At 70.8% G+C, this 14,928-nt stretch carries 15 protein-coding genes; 9 read left to right on the top strand and 6 right to left on the bottom strand.

The genetic code is table 11. The features are described 5' to 3' along the window. The gene (locus tag IM770_RS01695; protein WP_109209425.1) at nucleotides 1–624 is read left to right on the top strand and encodes an ANTAR domain-containing response regulator; all 624 of its coding nucleotides are present in this window, start codon (nucleotides 1–3) and stop codon (nucleotides 622–624) included. A gap of 79 nt (nucleotides 625–703) precedes the next feature. Here IM770_RS01695 and IM770_RS01690 read toward each other — a convergent pair whose 3' ends face one another. Next, nucleotides 704–1,129, bottom strand: coding sequence for a PaaI family thioesterase (locus IM770_RS01690; RefSeq protein ID WP_203579401.1), 426 nt, complete (start codon nucleotides 1,127–1,129; stop codon nucleotides 704–706). A gap of 64 nt (nucleotides 1,130–1,193) precedes the next feature. On the opposite strand from IM770_RS01690, the gene polA reads away from it, so the two are divergent. Next, nucleotides 1,194–3,851 carry a DNA polymerase I gene (gene polA, locus IM770_RS01685; RefSeq protein WP_203579400.1) on the top strand — a complete coding sequence of 886 codons (2,658 nt, stop codon included), beginning with the start codon at nucleotides 1,194–1,196 and terminating at the stop codon, nucleotides 3,849–3,851. Nucleotides 3,852–3,930: 79 nt separating this feature from the next. After that, nucleotides 3,931–5,604: a DUF885 domain-containing protein gene (locus tag IM770_RS01680; RefSeq protein ID WP_203579399.1), complete on the top strand. Its 1,674-nt coding sequence runs from the start codon at nucleotides 3,931–3,933 to the stop codon at nucleotides 5,602–5,604. A gap of 19 nt (nucleotides 5,605–5,623) precedes the next feature. Here the strand turns inward: IM770_RS01680 and IM770_RS01675 are convergent, their stop codons facing one another. Further along, nucleotides 5,624–6,274, bottom strand: coding sequence for a phosphoribosyltransferase (locus IM770_RS01675; RefSeq protein ID WP_203579398.1), 651 nt, complete (start codon nucleotides 6,272–6,274; stop codon nucleotides 5,624–5,626). Between the two features lie 89 nt (nucleotides 6,275–6,363). Here IM770_RS01675 and IM770_RS01670 point away from each other — a divergent pair, with 89 nt between their 5' ends. Genes IM770_RS01670 through IM770_RS01660 form a run of 3 tightly spaced genes read left to right on the top strand, consistent with a single transcriptional unit; the run spans nucleotide 6,364 to nucleotide 9,614 of the window. Next, nucleotides 6,364–7,422, top strand: coding sequence for an LLM class flavin-dependent oxidoreductase (locus IM770_RS01670; protein WP_307785337.1), 1,059 nt, complete (start codon nucleotides 6,364–6,366; stop codon nucleotides 7,420–7,422). 36 nt (nucleotides 7,423–7,458) lie between these two features. Next, the gene (locus tag IM770_RS01665) at nucleotides 7,459–8,811 is read left to right on the top strand and encodes an MFS transporter (RefSeq protein WP_203579397.1); all 1,353 of its coding nucleotides are present in this window, start codon (nucleotides 7,459–7,461) and stop codon (nucleotides 8,809–8,811) included. 41 nt (nucleotides 8,812–8,852) lie between these two features. Then, the gene (locus IM770_RS01660) at nucleotides 8,853–9,614 is read left to right on the top strand and encodes an SGNH/GDSL hydrolase family protein (RefSeq protein WP_203579396.1); all 762 of its coding nucleotides are present in this window, start codon (nucleotides 8,853–8,855) and stop codon (nucleotides 9,612–9,614) included. Nucleotides 9,615–9,650: 36 nt separating this feature from the next. Here the strand turns inward: IM770_RS01660 and IM770_RS01655 are convergent, their stop codons facing one another. After that, complete coding sequence (locus IM770_RS01655; protein ID WP_203579395.1) at nucleotides 9,651–10,220, bottom strand: dihydrofolate reductase family protein; 570 nt, start codon at nucleotides 10,218–10,220, stop codon at nucleotides 9,651–9,653. Between the two features lie 94 nt (nucleotides 10,221–10,314). On the opposite strand from IM770_RS01655, the gene IM770_RS01650 reads away from it, so the two are divergent. Next, nucleotides 10,315–10,701: an ArsR/SmtB family transcription factor gene (locus IM770_RS01650; protein ID WP_203579394.1), complete on the top strand. Its 387-nt coding sequence runs from the start codon at nucleotides 10,315–10,317 to the stop codon at nucleotides 10,699–10,701. After that, nucleotides 10,698–11,144: an SRPBCC family protein gene (locus tag IM770_RS01645; RefSeq protein ID WP_203579393.1), complete on the top strand. Its 447-nt coding sequence runs from the start codon at nucleotides 10,698–10,700 to the stop codon at nucleotides 11,142–11,144. Before IM770_RS01650 ends, IM770_RS01645 begins: the two co-directional genes overlap by 4 nt. Before the next feature lie 77 nt (nucleotides 11,145–11,221). Here IM770_RS01645 and IM770_RS01640 read toward each other — a convergent pair whose 3' ends face one another. The 3 genes from IM770_RS01640 to IM770_RS01630 all read right to left on the bottom strand — a co-directional run bounded on the left by IM770_RS01640 (nucleotide 11,222) and on the right by IM770_RS01630 (nucleotide 14,453). Beyond that, nucleotides 11,222–12,058: a carbohydrate kinase family protein gene (locus tag IM770_RS01640; protein ID WP_203579392.1), complete on the bottom strand. Its 837-nt coding sequence runs from the start codon at nucleotides 12,056–12,058 to the stop codon at nucleotides 11,222–11,224. Continuing rightward, entirely contained in the window at nucleotides 12,058–12,969 is a 912-nt protein-coding gene (locus tag IM770_RS01635) for a pseudouridine-5'-phosphate glycosidase (RefSeq protein WP_203579391.1), read from the bottom strand. The genes IM770_RS01640 and IM770_RS01635 overlap by 1 nt, the downstream gene beginning before the upstream one ends. Before the next feature lie 146 nt (nucleotides 12,970–13,115). Continuing rightward, nucleotides 13,116–14,453, bottom strand: coding sequence for an MFS transporter (locus tag IM770_RS01630; protein WP_307785336.1), 1,338 nt, complete (start codon nucleotides 14,451–14,453; stop codon nucleotides 13,116–13,118). Nucleotides 14,454–14,664: 211 nt separating this feature from the next. Between IM770_RS01630 and IM770_RS01625 the strand changes: the two genes are divergently transcribed. Continuing rightward, on the top strand, nucleotides 14,665–14,928 hold the full coding sequence (locus IM770_RS01625; RefSeq protein ID WP_203579389.1) for a DUF6458 family protein: 264 nt from the start codon (nucleotides 14,665–14,667) through the stop codon (nucleotides 14,926–14,928).

Raw genomic sequence — 14,928 nt, 5'->3', positions numbered from 1 at the left:
ATGGTGACTGAGCAGGAGCAGACCGCCGCATCGACGGCATCCACCCCCCGCCGAGTCGTGGTCGCCGAGGACGAGTCGCTCATCCGGCTCGACATCGTCGAGATCCTCCGCGACAACGGATTCGACGTCGTCGGCGAGGCCGGCGACGGAGAGACGGCGGTGGCGCTGGCCACCGAGCTGCGTCCCGACCTCGTCATCATGGACGTCAAGATGCCGCAGCTCGACGGCATCTCCGCCGCCGAGAAGCTCAGCAAGAACCACATCGCCCCCGTCGTGCTGCTCACCGCCTTCAGCCAGAAGGAGCTCGTCGAGCGCGCGAGCGAGGCGGGCGCCCTCGCGTACGTCGTGAAGCCGTTCACGCCGAACGACCTGCTGCCCGCGATCGAGATCGCCCTGGCCCGCTACGAGCAGATCATCACGCTCGAGGCCGAGGTGGCCGACATGGTCGAGCGCTTCGAGACCCGCAAGCTCGTCGACCGCGCCAAGGGCCTGCTGAACGAGAAGATGGGCCTCAGCGAGCCGGAGGCGTTCCGCTGGATCCAGAAGGCGTCGATGGACCGCCGCCTCACCATGCAGGACGTCGCCAAGGCGATCATCGAGCAGCTCGCGCCCAAGAAGGGCTGAGCGCGCTCCGTTCCGCTTCGCTCGCTCGACGACCGAAGCCGAAGCGGATGCCTCGACTCGAGGCATCCGCTTCTGTTTGTCAGCCGATGGTCTTGATGTGGTTCGTGATGCGCACGGTCGAGCAGCGGCGACCCTGGTCGTCCGTCAGCACGATCTCATGCACGGTGAGACTGCGACCGAGGTGGACCGGCGTGCAGACGCCCGTCACGTAGCCCTCGGTCGCCGAGCGGGTGTGGGTCGCATTGATGTCGACGCCGACGGCGAGCCGTCCCGGGCCGGCGTGGTAGTTCGCGTGCATCGAGCCCAGCGACTCGCCCAGCACCACGTACGCGCCGCCGTGGAAGAGCCCGACGGGCTGGGTGTTGCCGGCCACCGGCATCCGCGCCACCGCGCGCTCAGCGGTGAACTCGAGCCACTCGAAGCCCATCTTCTCGGCCAGCGCACCGATGCCCCGGCTCATCGCCCACTCGAGGCCGTCGACGGTGGCGGGGGAGTGCTCGGGCATGCGGCGCCTTCGGGTGCTCGGGGCAGGAGATCGGGGTGTCGCCGGCCCTGACTAGGCTTGCAGGGTGACGGACTCCGCAAAGCCTACCCTTCTCGTCGTGGACGGCCATTCGCTGGCGTATCGGGCTTTCTACGCCCTCCCGGTGGACAACTTCTCGACGAAGGACGGGCAGCACACGAACGGGATCTACGGGTTCCTCGCGATGCTGATCAACCTGATCAAGGCGGAGAAGCCGACCCACCTGGCGGTAGCCTTCGACACCTCTCGTCAGTCCTTCCGCACCCGCGAGTACACCGAGTACAAAGCCAACCGCTCCGAGACGCCGTCCGAGTTCAAAGGGCAGATCCCGCTTCTTCAGGACTGCCTCGCGGCCATGAGCATCCGCGTGCTCCAGCAGGAAGACATCGAGGCCGACGACATCCTGGCGACCCTCGCGACGCAGGGCGCCGAGCAGGGCTTCCAGGTCCTCGTCTGCTCGGGCGACCGCGACACGATCCAGCTCGTGAACGACGACATCACTCTGCTCTATCCCAACGTGCAGGGCGTGTCGCAGCTGAAGCGCTACGACCGCCAGGCCGTGATCGACCGCTATGGCGTGCCGCCCGAGCAGTACCCCGACATCGCGGCGCTCGTGGGCGAGACCAGCGACAACCTGCCCGGCGTGCCGAAGGTGGGCGAGAAGACGGCCGTCAAGTGGCTGACGCAGTTCGGCTCGCTCGACGCGCTCCTCGACGGCGCCGACTCGATCAAGGGCGTCGTGGGCGGCAACCTGCGCGATCACCTCGACGACGTCCGCCGCAACCGCCGGCTGAACCGGCTGCTGACCGACGTCGAGCTGCCGCTGACGCCTGCCGACCTCGAGGTGCAGCCGATGGACGCGCAGGCCGTGCGCGACATCTTCTCGCGGCTCGAGTTCAAGACGCTGATCCCGCGCGTCGCCGAGCTCGCCGGCATCGAGCAGCAGATGGCGGCCGTCTCGTCGGCGGCCGCCGAGCTCGCGCCCGTCGCGACCCGGCTCGCGCCCGCGGAGTTCGCCGCCTGGCTCGCCGATGCTCCCGGGGAGCTCGGCGTCACGATCACCGTCGAAGGCGGCCTTCCGGCACGCATCGGCGTGGCGACGGCGGATGCCGCGGCCGAGGCCGACTGGACGCCTGACCTGGCCGCGGCGATCGGCCCCTGGCTCGCGTCCGACGCGCCCAAGGCGTTCGCCGACGCGAAGCCGCAGGTGAAGGCGCTCCGCCGCGCCGGCCTCACGCTCGGCGGCCTGGCGTTCGACGTCATCCTCGCGGGCTGGCTGCTGCGGCCGAGCTTCCCCGACAAGACCCTCGCCGACCTGGTGGACCGCTACCTCGACGAGAGGCTCCCCGAGTCCGACCCCACGCAGCTCGTCCCCGAGACCGAGGGCGCCACCACCGGCCAGCTCTCCTGGTACCTCGTGCGCGTCGTCCGCGCGATCCGCGCCGAGCTGCCGCCGAGCGTCGCGACAGTGCTCACCGACATCGAGCTGCCGACGCTCCACACGCTCGCCGACATGGAGCTCGCGGGGGTCGCCGTCTCGCACGACACGCTCACGCAGTTCTCGGGAGAGCTCGGCGCCCGCGCCGACGCGCTCGCGCAGCAGGCGTACGCCGCGATCGGCCGCGAAGTGAACCTCGGCTCGCCGAAGCAGCTGCAGGAGGTGCTCTTCGAAGAGCTCCAGCTGCCCAAGACGCGCAAGACCAAGACCGGCTACTCGACGGACGCCGCGGTCCTCGCCGACCTGCAGGAGACCAACCCGCACCCGTTCCTCGACCTGCTCCTGCAGCACCGCGAGGCGACGAAGCTGCGCCAGATCATCGAGTCGCTCGACAGCGCGATCGGCGGCGACCGCACGAGCGGCGCCGACGGGCGCATCCACACCACGTACGTCCAGACCGGCAGCCAGACCGGGCGCCTGTCGAGCACCGATCCCAACCTGCAGAACATTCCGATCCGCACCGAGGAGAGCCGGCGCATCCGCTCCGCGTTCACGGTGGGCGAAGGCTACGAGACGCTGCTGACCGCCGACTACTCGCAGATCGAGATGCGGATCATGGCGCATCTCTCGGGAGATCCGGGTCTCATCGAGGCGTTCAACTCCGGCGAAGACACCCACCGCTTCGTCGGCTCGCGTGTCTTCGGCGTCGCCCCCGAAGACGTCACACCGGCGATGCGCACGAAGGTCAAGGCGATGTCGTACGGACTGGTGTACGGCCTCTCGGCCTTCGGACTGTCGAAGCAGCTGCGCATCGAGCAGGCCGAGGCCAAGCAGCTCATGCTGGAGTACTTCGCCCGCTTCGGCGCGGTGCGCGACTACCTGCGCTCGTCGGTCGAGCAGGCCCGCATCGACGGCTACACCGAGACGATCTTCGGTCGCCGGCGGCCGTTCCCCGACCTCGCGAGCCCCAACCGGGTGCTGCGAGAGAACGCGGAGCGTGCCGCCCTCAACGCGCCCATCCAGGGCAGCGCGGCCGACATCATGAAGGTCGCGCTGTTCCACATCCACGACGACTTCGCCGCCGAAGAGCTGCGCTCGCGCGTGCTGCTGCAGATCCACGACGAGCTCGTGATCGAAGTGGCGGCGGGGGAGTGGGATGCCGCGGAGCGGATCGTCCGGACGCGTATGGGCGATGCCGCCCAGCTGTCGGTGCCGCTCGACGTGCAGGTCGGACGCGGCGCCGACTGGGACATCGCGGGCCACTGACCCAGCGCTTCCCGACGCCTGGTGCAGGGACCGGGGATCACGTTTGTCGGCACCGCGTCGCATGCCTAGGCTCGAAGCCATGACAGACGAAACCCGCACGCCCACGCAGATCGACAAGATCGCAGATGCGTGGGTCGACACCCTCGCCGAACTCGAGCCCACGCTCGCGACGTACATCGGCCGGTCGGAGTACAACGACCGGTTCGGCGACTACAGCCCTGCCGGTCAGGAGCGCCTCGTCGAGGAGGGGCGCAAGACGCTCGCCGCCCTGGAGGCCGCAACCGCCGACGACGACGTCGACGCCGTGACGAAGGACGACATCTCGCGCGAGATCCAGCTCGCGCTCGACCTGCACGAGGCGAAGTGGCACCTGCGCGACTTGAACGTCATCGCCTCGCACGCGCAGGACATCCGCTCGGCCTTCGACCTGATGCCCACCGCGACCGCCGACGACTGGTCGGTGGTCGCCCGGCGCCTCGGCGCGGTCTCCGGTGCGATCGACGGCTACATCACCACGCTGCGCGAGGGCATCTCGCAGGGTGTGATGCCGGCGCGCCGCCAGGTGACCGAGGTCGCGACGCAGATCGCCCGCTACACCGCCGAGAACGGCTTCTTCGCCACCTTCGCCGCTGAGGCCGCACCCGAGGAGGGTCAGCTGCCGGCGTCGCTGGCGCGCGATCTCGCCGACAACGCCAATGCCGCCCGCGTCGCGTACGACGAGCTCGCCTCGTTCCTCTCGAACGAGCTCGCGCCGGTCGCGGGGGAGAACGACGCCGTGGGCCGCGAGCTGTACGCGCTGCACAGCCGCCGCTTCCTCGGCGCGACGATCGATCTCGACGAGACGTACGAGTGGGGCGTCGAGGAGCTCGCGCGCATGGTCGCCGAGCAGGAGTCGATCGCGAACGAGATCAAGGCGGGCGCCAGCGTGGAGGAGGCCGTCGCCTTCCTCGAGCAGGACGCCAGCCGCAAGCTGTACGGCACCGATGCGCTGCAGAAGTGGATGCAGGAGACGAGCGACCGCGCCGTCGCCGAGCTCGGCAAGACGCACTTCGACATCGCGGAGCCCATCCGCAAGCTCGAGTGCATGATCGCCCCCACCAAGGAGGGCGGGATCTACTACACCGGCCCGACCGACGACTTCTCGCGGCCCGGCCGCATGTGGTGGTCGGTGCCCGAGGGCGTCGAGGAGTTCGACACCTGGCGTGAGCTCACCACCGTGTACCACGAGGGCGTTCCCGGGCACCACCTGCAGATCGCCCAGGCCGTGTACAACCGCGCGCAGCTGAACACCTATCGCCGCTTGCTCGGCGGCACCTCGGGCCACGCCGAGGGATGGGCGCTGTACGCCGAGCGCCTCATGGAGCAGCTGGGTTATCTCTCCGACCCGGCAGACCGCCTCGGCATGCTCGATGGCCAGCGCATGCGCGCCGCGCGCGTCGTGCTCGACATCGGCGTGCACCTCGGCAAGCAGCGTCCCGACGACCAGGGTGTGTGGGACGCCGACTTCGCGCTGGAGTTCATGCTGCGCAACGTCAACATGCCCGAGGAGTTCGTGAAGTTCGAGGTGAACCGCTACCTCGGCTGGCCGGGACAGGCACCGTCGTACAAGGTCGGCCAGCGCATCTGGGAGCAGCTGCGCGACGACGTCGCCGAGCGCGAGGGCGACGCCTTCTCGATCAAGCAGTTCCACAAGCGGGCGCTCGACATCGGCGGCGTCGGCCTCGACACGCTGCGCTTCGCGCTGTCGCGCTGAGCGCACGGACGCGGCAGGCTCAGCGACCGTCCTCGGTCGCTGAGCCTGCCGCGTCTCTGCGGAGCAGCGCCATGACCTCGGCGTCGCTGGTCTGCCCGAAGTCGTCGTAGTACTGCCCGACCGCCCAGAAGTCCTCCTCGCGGTGCGGGCACACGAACTCGTCGACCGCGTCGGCGGGGGCGCTCCACCGCACGGGCGCGACCGGCACGGCCAGCACGACCCTCGCCGGTCCGCGCGCGCGGACCGCCCGGCACGCGGCGACCGCGCTCGCGCCGGTCGCGACACCGTCGTCCACCACGATCGCGGTGCGATCGGTGAGGTCGCCGCCGCGCCCGCCGTAGGCCTCCGTCCGCCGCGCCAGCTCGTCGCGCTCGGCCGCCTCGACGCGGTCCAGGTCGGTCGCAGACATCCCCGCCCAGCGCACGGCTCCCGGCGTGACGATCCGCACGCCGTCGGCGATGGCGCCGACGGCGAACTCCTCCTGACCCGTGGCGCCGAGCTTGCGGACGATCACCGCGTCGAGGGGAAGCGCCAGCGCGCCGGCCACCTCGGCCGCGACCACGACTCCACCGCGCGGAATGCCCAGGATGACGGCATCCGTCCCGCGCCAGTGCGCGAGATGCGCGGCCAGCTCACGCCCGGCGGCCCATCGGTCTGCGAACAGGGCCATGGCTCCACGCTACGCTCGCGAAGTCTCAGTGTCTCGGGAATGCCGCGGCCGCCGCGCTGGTTCATGCAAACGAATAGAAGGAGTCGATCGTGACCACTGCCGACCTCGCCCCCGTGGACCCTGCCGACATCGAGCTGGGCCTCGACACCTTCGGCGATGTGACCCGAGACGCATCGGGTGAGCTGCTGAGCGACGCCCAGACCATCCGCAACGTGGTGGACCAAGCGGTCCTCGCCGACCAGGCGGGGCTGTCGTTCTTCGGCGTCGGCGAGCACCACCGGCGAGAGTTCGCGGTGTCGAGTCCCGAGATCGTGCTCGCCGCCGCCGCGGCCCGCACCGAGCGGATCCACCTCGGGACGGCGGTCACAGTGCTTTCGAGCGACGACCCCGTGCGCGTGTTCGAGCGGTTCTCGACGCTCGACGCCGTGTCGAGCGGCCGCGCCGAGGTGATCCTCGGGCGCGGCTCGTTCATCGAGTCCTTCCCCCTGTTCGGCTACGACCTTCGCGACTACGAGGCGCTGTTCGACGAGAAGCTCGAGCTCTTCTCGCAGCTGCTGACGGAGAAGCCGGTCACCTGGAGCGGCACGCTGCGTGCGCCCCTGGAAGCGGCCGACGTCTTCCCGAAGACCGAGAACGGGCTGCGGGCGTGGGTCGGCGTCGGCGGCACCCCCGAGTCGGCGGTGCGGGCCGCCCGCTACGGGTACGGCCTGATGCTCGCCATCATCGGCGGCCCGGCGGAGCGCTTCCGACCGTTCGCCGAGCTGTACCGCCGGTCGCTCGCGACCTTCGAGCGGCCGCAGCTCCCCGTGGGGGTCCACTCGCCCGGCCACATCGCCGAGACCGACCAGCAGGCATGGGACGAGGCGTACGAGGGCTTCGAGGCCATGAACAACTCGATCGGCCGCGAGCGCGGCTGGCCGCCGTACAGCCGTCTGCGCTTCCAGCACGACGTCGGTCCGGGCGGAGCGCTGTACGTCGGCTCACCCGACACGGTGGCCCGCAAGATCGCCGACACGGTTCGGACGCTCGGCGCCTCGCGCTTCGACATGAAGTTCTCGACGGGCACCCTCTCGCACGAGAAGATGATGCGCTCCATCGAGCTGTACGGCACCGAGGTGGCCCCTCGCGTGCGCGACATGCTGTCGTAGCGCCCGCAGTGCCGTCGGCATCCGTAGCATGACGCTATGACGGATGCCGGAACCCGCGCCGAGTCGACGCTCTCGGAGCGTCTCGACCGCCTGCCGTTCACCCGCCCGCACCTCCGGGTGCTGACCGGCTCGGGTGTCGGCTGGGCGCTGGACGCGATGGATGTCGGCCTGATCTCGTTCATCATCGCGGCGCTCGCGGCCCAGTGGAGCCTCGCCCCGAGCGAGACCGCGTGGATCGCGTCGATCGGGTTCGTCGGCATGGCGGTCGGCGCGAGCGTGGGCGGTCTGCTCGCGGACCGGTTCGGCCGGCGCCAGGTGTTCGCGCTCACGCTGCTGGTGTACGGCCTCGCGACCGGCGCGAGCGCGCTCGTGGGCGGGCTCGCGGCTCTTCTCGTGCTGCGATTCCTCGTGGGACTCGGCCTCGGTGCCGAGCTGCCGGTCGCCAGCACCTACGTGAGCGAGTTCGCTCCCGCGCGCATCCGCGGCCGGCTCATCGTGATCCTCGAGGCCTTCTGGGCCGTCGGCTGGACACTCGCCGCGCTGATCGGATACTTCGTCATCCCGGCGTCCGAGAACGGGTGGCGGTGGGCGTTCCTGCTCGGCGCCATCCCCGCCGCGTACGCGCTCATCGTGCGCTGGGGTCTGCCCGAGTCGGCGCGTTGGCTGGAGCGGCGCGGGCGGTTCACCCAGGCCGACGCCGTCGTCCGGCGCTTCGAAGACGCCGCGGGCGTCACCGCCGCGCCTGCGGCGGGGCGCCCCACGGCACCGCCGGCCACCGCGACCTCGCTCGGTGAGCGGCTGGGCGCGCTGTGGTCGCGGGAGTTCCGCGCGCGCACCGCCTGCCTCTGGCTCGTGTGGTTCTGCGTGAACTTCTCGTACTACGGCGCCTTCATCTGGATCCCCTCGATCCTGGTGGCGCAGGGATACGACCTGGTGCGCTCGTTCGGGTTCACGCTCCTGATCACCTTGGCGCAGCTGCCCGGCTACGCCGCCGCCGCATGGCTGATCGAGGTGTGGGGCCGGCGGGCGACATTGTCGGTGTTCCTCGTCGGCTCGGCGGTGTCGGCCATCTTCTTCGGCACGGCCGGCACTCCCGCGACGATCATCGCCGCCGGGATGGCGCTGTCGTTCTTCAACCTCGGCGCGTGGGGCGCGCTGTACGCGGTGACCCCGGAGATGTATCCGACGTCGTTGCGCGCCACGGGCAGCGGGTGGGCCGCGGGCGTCGGCCGCATCGCGTCGATCGTCGCACCACTGGTGGTGCCGTCACTGCTGCTGGCTGGGGGAGCACCGGTGCTGTTCGTGGTGTTCGCCGCGTTCTTCGCCGTCGCCGCTGCGGCTGCCTGGGGCCTCGTCGACCGCCGGGGCGTGGCGCTCGACGACCGCTGACCGCGTCGGGTGCACGCTCGGCGCGGTCGTAGGCTGGACGGGTGGCATCCGTTCGATACGTCGCCATCGGCGACTCCTTCACCGAAGGCGTGGGCGACGACCTCCCCGACGGGCACGTGCGCGGCTGGGCCGATCTCGTGGCGCAGGGGTGGGCGGACGCGGCCGGCGAGCCCATCGAGTATGCGAACCTCGCTATCCGCGGCAAACTCGTCTGGCCGATCGTCGACGAGCAGCTCGAACCCGCGCTCGCGCTGCGGCCGACCCACCTGTCTTTCAACGGCGGTGGCAACGACATGCTGCGTCCGCGCACGAGCGTCGCCCATGTGGTGGCGGCGTTCGAACGAGTGCTGCGCCGGTGCGACGAGGAGGGCGTACAGCTCATCGTGCTCTCGGGCGCGAATCCGACCGCCCAGCTGCCCCTGCGCGGGGTGATCCAGCGCCGCGGCGACCTGCTCTCGCACGCCGTGGAGAAGCGCCTCGCGTCGCGCGCCGATGTCGTGCAGGCGTACAACTGGTTCGACGCGGAGCTCGCCACACCGCCCTTCTGGTCGGAAGACCGCCTCCACATGAACTCGCGCGGTCATCACCGCGTGGCCGCGCGGGTGCTCAGCGCACTCGGCCTGGAGCCGCCACCGGAGTGGTGGTCGCTGCCGCCGCTGCCGGCCGCCGGCGCGCGGGGAGCGGCGTACTACCGCGAGCACGTCGGTCCGTGGGTGCGTCGCCGCCTGACGGGCACGTCATCGGGCGACGGTCGCACGCCGAAGTTCGGCGAGTGGACCGAGTTCGTGCCCGCGGCGCGCTGACGCCGGCTCAGCCGACGACGCGATGCCGAGACTCGTTCAGCTGGGCGGCCCGCTGACCGCGTAGGTCAGTTCGGCGAACGCGCCGGCCTGGCGGACGTCGATCAGCTGCAGCCGGTCGGCCCCGAGGCTCCGGGGGAGGAGCGGCTTGCCCGACGGCAGCGTCGCGGGCGCGATCGACACCCGGATCTCGTCGAGGAGCCCGGCGTCGGCGAACTGCCCCGCGAGGTCGCCGCCGCCCACGATCCAGACGTCGCGACCGCCGGTGGACTCCTCGATCTGCGGCCAGAACTCCCGCACGTCGCCCGACGCGAAGCGGATATCCACACCCGGAACGACCGGCTGCTCGCGGCTCGTGAAGACCCACGTGGGCCGATCGCCGTAGTACGCGGGCCACTTCTCGGGGTGTGCGACGAGATCCTCGTGCTCGAGCACCCAGCGGTAGGTCGACGATCCCTGCACGAGCACGCCAATGCCCGAGAGGAAGCGCTGGAAGTCGTCGTCGCCGCCCTCGCCGCCGGGCGCCGCGAACAGCCAATCGAGGGAGTCGTTCTCGTCGGCCAGGAAGCCGTTCACTGTGGTCGCGGTGTAGAAGATGACGCGAGGCATGTCGTCACGCTAGCGCGGCCCATCGACATCGGGGCTTGACCGTTATTCAACTGCCCAGTATTGTACTTCTCGGTTGAACAAGGAGGTGAACACCGTGACAGACGACCTCAGCCGCACGTTCTCGGCGCTGGCCGATCCCACCCGCCGCGCGATCCTGGCGCGTCTCAGCGAGGGCGAGGCGACGGTGGGGGAGCTCGCCGAGCCCTTCGACATGACGTTCGCCGCCGTGTCGAAGCACCTCCGCGTGCTCGAAGGAGCGGGGCTCGTCACGCGCGGACGCAGCGCCCAGTACCGGCCGGCCCGGCTGGACGCGCGACCGCTGGCCGCGGCATCCGACTGGATCGGCGGATATGCGCAGTTCTGGGAGGACAGCGTCGGCGCCCTCGATCAGTACCTCAATGCCCTGCAGCAGCTGGGCGCACCACAACCGCGGCGGGTGGACCCCACGTCCGCCGCACCCGAGAAGGAGCAGAGAACATGACCGAGTACTTCACCGTCACCCGCACCCTTCGTGCACCGCGTGAGCTGGTGTTCGAAGCGATCACCAAGCCCGAGCACTTCGCGGTCTGGTTCGGCACGGCCGCCGTCGAGGTGCCGCAGGACAGTCTCACGATGGATGTCCGGCCCGGCGGCGAGTTCCGCGCCGTCATGATTCTTCCGGACGGCAACCGCATCGACTGGTCGGGCGAGTACAAGGTCGTCGAGCCGCCCTCGCACATCGCCATGAGCCTCACGGACCAGCCCGGAGACGACGTGGGGCTGCCCGTGCTGTTCGACCTGGAGGAGTCCGCCGACGGCACCGTGCTGACCATCCGACAGGACCGCAGCGACTTCACCGACGAGCAGGTCGCCGCCACGATCGCCGGCTACAACGAGTTCATCGACGACATCGAGCGGGTGCTGGAGCGGCTCCAGAGCGCCTGAGCGGCGCCGTCGCCATCCCTGGTGGGAGCGGCCCCCGAGCCGCACCCCTCATGGGAGCGGCCCCCGAGCCGCACCCCTCACAGAGCGCCCGGACGGCGCAGTGCTCGCGTGGCGAGCTCATTGCCCGCCCGGGCGCTCTCGCGTGCATCGGCGCCGGCGAGAGCGGCGGCGATGTATCCGGCGGCGAACGCATCACCGGCACCGGTGGAGTCCAGCACGTCCTCCACCGGCTCCACCGGAACCTCGACCACCCCGCCCTCCGCCGCCACCAGGACGGGCATCGCGCCGCGCTTGACCACATACACCCCGCCTGGCACGACTCCGAGCTCCGCTGCGGTACGCGACTCATCCTCGTTCGCGAAGACGACGTCGGGTCTCAGATCCGCGAGGAGCGACCGCAGGCTGTCGGCTCCGAGTTCGCGAAGCGCCGCCACGCTCGACAGATCGACGCTCAGCCGGGCGCCGCGCGCCGCAGCACGGGTCGCGGCATCCGTCACCGCTGTCCGCGAGAGCGGCGTCGTGAAGCCGTACAGCGGCAGGTGCACCCAGTCGGCGCCGTGCAGCCAGTCCGGCTCGATCGCATCGAGCTCGGCGGCGGCACCACGGTCGGTGATCATGGTGCGCTCGCCGACGGCGTCGACGAGCACCACGATCGAGCCCGTCCGGCCCTCTCGCTGCACCCGCACGTCGACGCCCGCAGCCTCGAGCTCGCCGACGAGCGCCCGCGCCAGCGTGTCGTCGCCGACCCTGCCGATGAAGCGGACCGGATGCCGCGCCGCAGCCGCCACCGCCACGTTCGCGGCGCTGCCGCCCCGTGTCAGACGAACCTCTGCCGGGTTGTCGGTGCCGCGCTCGAGTCTCGCGCCACCCAGGACGATCAGGTCGGCGACGAGATCGCCGATCACGACGAGCATCAGCCGTCCGCGAGAGCGCGCGCGATGCGGGCGCCGAGGTCGACGTTGCCGCGGTAGACCTCGACGTTGACATCGAGGCTGCGACCGCCGGTCTCCCGCTGCAGGAAGTCGAGAAGGAACGGTGTCGTGTCGTTCCCCGACACGCCCTGCATGTCGGCCGCGGCGAGCGCACGAGCGAGGACGTCGTCGTGCAGCACCGGGTCGAGCTGTCGCGCCGCCGCCACGGGATTCGCGACCAGCAGGGTGGACGAGATGCCGAGGGCGTCTCGCGTCCGCGCGATCGCGGCGATCTCGGCCGGAGAGTCGACGGAGTACTGCAGGTCGTGACCCGAATCCGCCACGTAGAAGGCGGGGTAGTCGGTGGTGCGATAGCCGACGACAGCGAGATTCAGCGTCTCGAGCCGTTCGAGCGTGAGCGGGATGTCGAGGATCGACTTGACCCCGGCGCTCACGATCACCAGCGGCAGGCTCGCGAGGGTGGGGAGGTCGGCGGACTCGTCGAACGTCTGCGGCGCGCCGCGATGGACGCCGCCGAGCCCTCCGGTCGAGAACACGCTCACGCCTGCGCGTGCCGCCAGGTGTGCGGTCGCCGCCACCGTCGTGCCTGCGCTCAGCCGCTTCACCACCGCGACCGGCACGTCGCGCACGCTCGCCTTCACCACCCCCTCCGCCGTCGAGAGCGTCTCGATCTGGTCGGGGGTGAGGCCCACAGTGGGGCGACCCTCGATGACGCCGATCGTCGCGGGCACCACTCCGAGCGCGCGCACCCGCGCCTCGGCTTCGAGCGCGACGTCGAGGTTCCGGGGACGGGGGAGCCCGTGGGTGAAGATCGTGGACTCGAGCGCGAGCACGGGGTCGCCGGCGGCGACGGCCTCACGCACCTCCTGCGCGACGACGAGGGGATCGCTCATGGAGGTCCTTCCGACGCGTCGGGCGTGCTCGGTAGCGCCACAGTACCCACTCGTCGACCCTGCCGGACCCATGCAGGCGCGGCGAGTCCGTCGCGAGCCCGGCGGCGCGCCGGCGCGCCGGCGCGCGGCGTCCGGGTCGGTGCCGATCAGCGACGCCGGCGCGGCGGTCGCGGCGCGTCCATCCCGAGGCGGATGCGGGTGCGCTTGCGCTCGATCACGATGAAGGCGCTTCCGAGCGCCCACAGCGGCACCTGCATCAGGAACGCCACGCGGAAGGCATCGAGGCTGTACGTGGCAGGAGTGCCGGCGCCCTGCAGATCGAGGGCCAGGCCGATCAGCAGGATCGCCAGGAGGGCGGCGAGGAAGCCGCCGGCGTTGGTCACTCCGGTGGCGGTGCTGAGGCGATGAGTCGGATTGTGGGTGCGCGCGTGATCGAACGCGATCATCGACGCCGGGCCGCCCGTGGCCAGGGCCACGGCCAGCACGAGCAGCAGCCACAGCGGCGCCGGCGCGGGATAGGCGATGACGACGAGCCACGCCAGTGCCTGCACGGCGACGGTCGGCAGCACGAGCGCCCGCGACCGCAGGTGCGGGATGCGCCGCGACAGCTCACCCATGATGGGTCCGAGTGCCATGCCCACCACGACGTACAGCGACATGATCGAGGCCGCCTGCGCCGTCGTACGGCCTTCGCCCGCCGTGAGGAACGGCATGCCCCACAGCAGCACGAACGCCGTGCCGGCGAACGGCGTCGTGAAGTGCGACCAGAACGCCAACCGGGTTCCCGGGTGCGCCCACGCCGCGCGGATGCCCACGCCCGTGTCGACGGCGGACGTCACGACGCGGATCGCCCCGGTGTCGGTGTCGACCGAGACGTCCTCGTCACGGTCGGGCGGGTGGTTGCGGATCAGGAGGAAGACGAGGACGGCGAAGAGCACCCCGAGCCCGGCGATGCTGCCGAAGGTGATCGTCCACGACGTCGCGTGCAGCAGCGCCGCCAGCGGGATGAGCGCGACGAGCTGGCCGGCCTGGCCGACGATCCCGGTGAACTGCACCATGAGTGGCCCGCGCTGCGCAGGGAACCAGGTGGCGATGAGCCGCAGAACGCCGGGGAAGATCGCGGCGTCGCCCGCGCCGAGCAGCATGCGGGCGAGGATCGCGACGCCGACACTGGGGGAGAGGGCCATGGTGAGCTGGCCGACTGCCATCAGCAGCATGCCGACCGTCATGATGGGTCGCGCGCCGTACCTGTCCAGCAGCACGCCGATCGGGATCTGCATGCCCCCGTAGACGGCCAGCTGCACGACCGCGAACATCGACAGCGTCGCGGCGTCGGCATCGAACCGCGCCGCCGCGTCGACCCCGACCGCGCTCAGCGACGAGCGGTTCGTGATCGCGAGGACGTAGGCGGCGACGCCGACCGTCCAGATCACCCAGGCACGCAGTCCCGGCCCCGCCGCGCGAGGACGGGACAGGCTGTGCACCATTCCACAGTAGTCATCGGGACGGATGCCGCCCGCGCGGGTCTCTCGTGCCGTCGGCGAGCGCCGGCGCCGCCGCGGACGCCGGGAGACGGCATCCGTCCGCTGTCAAGCCCCTCCCGAAAGCCGGGCTGGATGCGAGAGCGTAAGCGCGGGACCACTCGTCCCGAAACAGGGGAGGGCTGGTCGCCGCGCCCCGGAAAGGACACCTCGCATGAGTATCGGAGCTGGCATCGCCCTCTTCGCCATCGGAGCGATCCTCGCGTTCGCGGTGAACGTGGAGGTCGAATGGGTCAACCTCGACATGATCGGCTACATCCTGATGGGTGCTGGAGCCGTCATCTTCATTCTCGGGCTCGTTCTGCTGGCGCGCCGCCGCCGGTCGGAATCCGTCACGCGCACGGCCGTGGACCCCACCGTCAACGAGCAGGTCACGCGCCGGAGCACGACCTCGACGGACGACGCCGCCGGACTCTGA

Source organism: Microbacterium hibisci (genome assembly GCF_015278255.1).
Lineage (GTDB): Bacteria > Actinomycetota > Actinomycetes > Actinomycetales > Microbacteriaceae > Microbacterium > Microbacterium hibisci.
The sequence above is the reverse complement of the archived record's forward strand: the minus strand, read 5'-3'. Positions and strand labels throughout refer to the sequence as shown.

Bases quoted from the DNA above. Each gene is read 5' to 3' on its own strand.
- IM770_RS01640 (WP_203579392.1), bottom strand. From the start codon at position 12,058: ATGCTCGTCGTGATCGGCGATCTCGTCGCCGACCTGATCGTCCTGGGT.
- IM770_RS01625 (WP_203579389.1), top strand. From the start codon at position 14,665: ATGAGTATCGGAGCTGGCATCGCCCTCTTCGCCATCGGAGCGATCCTC.
- IM770_RS01675 (WP_203579398.1), bottom strand. From the start codon at position 6,274: ATGGCCCTGTTCGCAGACCGATGGGCCGCCGGGCGTGAGCTGGCCGCG.
- IM770_RS01695 (WP_109209425.1), top strand. From the start codon at position 1: ATGGTGACTGAGCAGGAGCAGACCGCCGCATCGACGGCATCCACCCCC.
- IM770_RS01645 (WP_203579393.1), top strand. From the start codon at position 10,698: ATGACCGAGTACTTCACCGTCACCCGCACCCTTCGTGCACCGCGTGAG.
- IM770_RS01635 (WP_203579391.1), bottom strand. From the start codon at position 12,969: ATGAGCGATCCCCTCGTCGTCGCGCAGGAGGTGCGTGAGGCCGTCGCC.
- IM770_RS01690 (WP_203579401.1), bottom strand. From the start codon at position 1,129: ATGCCCGAGCACTCCCCCGCCACCGTCGACGGCCTCGAGTGGGCGATG.
- IM770_RS01680 (WP_203579399.1), top strand. From the start codon at position 3,931: ATGACAGACGAAACCCGCACGCCCACGCAGATCGACAAGATCGCAGAT.
- IM770_RS01665 (WP_203579397.1), top strand. From the start codon at position 7,459: ATGACGGATGCCGGAACCCGCGCCGAGTCGACGCTCTCGGAGCGTCTC.
- IM770_RS01655 (WP_203579395.1), bottom strand. From the start codon at position 10,220: ATGCCTCGCGTCATCTTCTACACCGCGACCACAGTGAACGGCTTCCTG.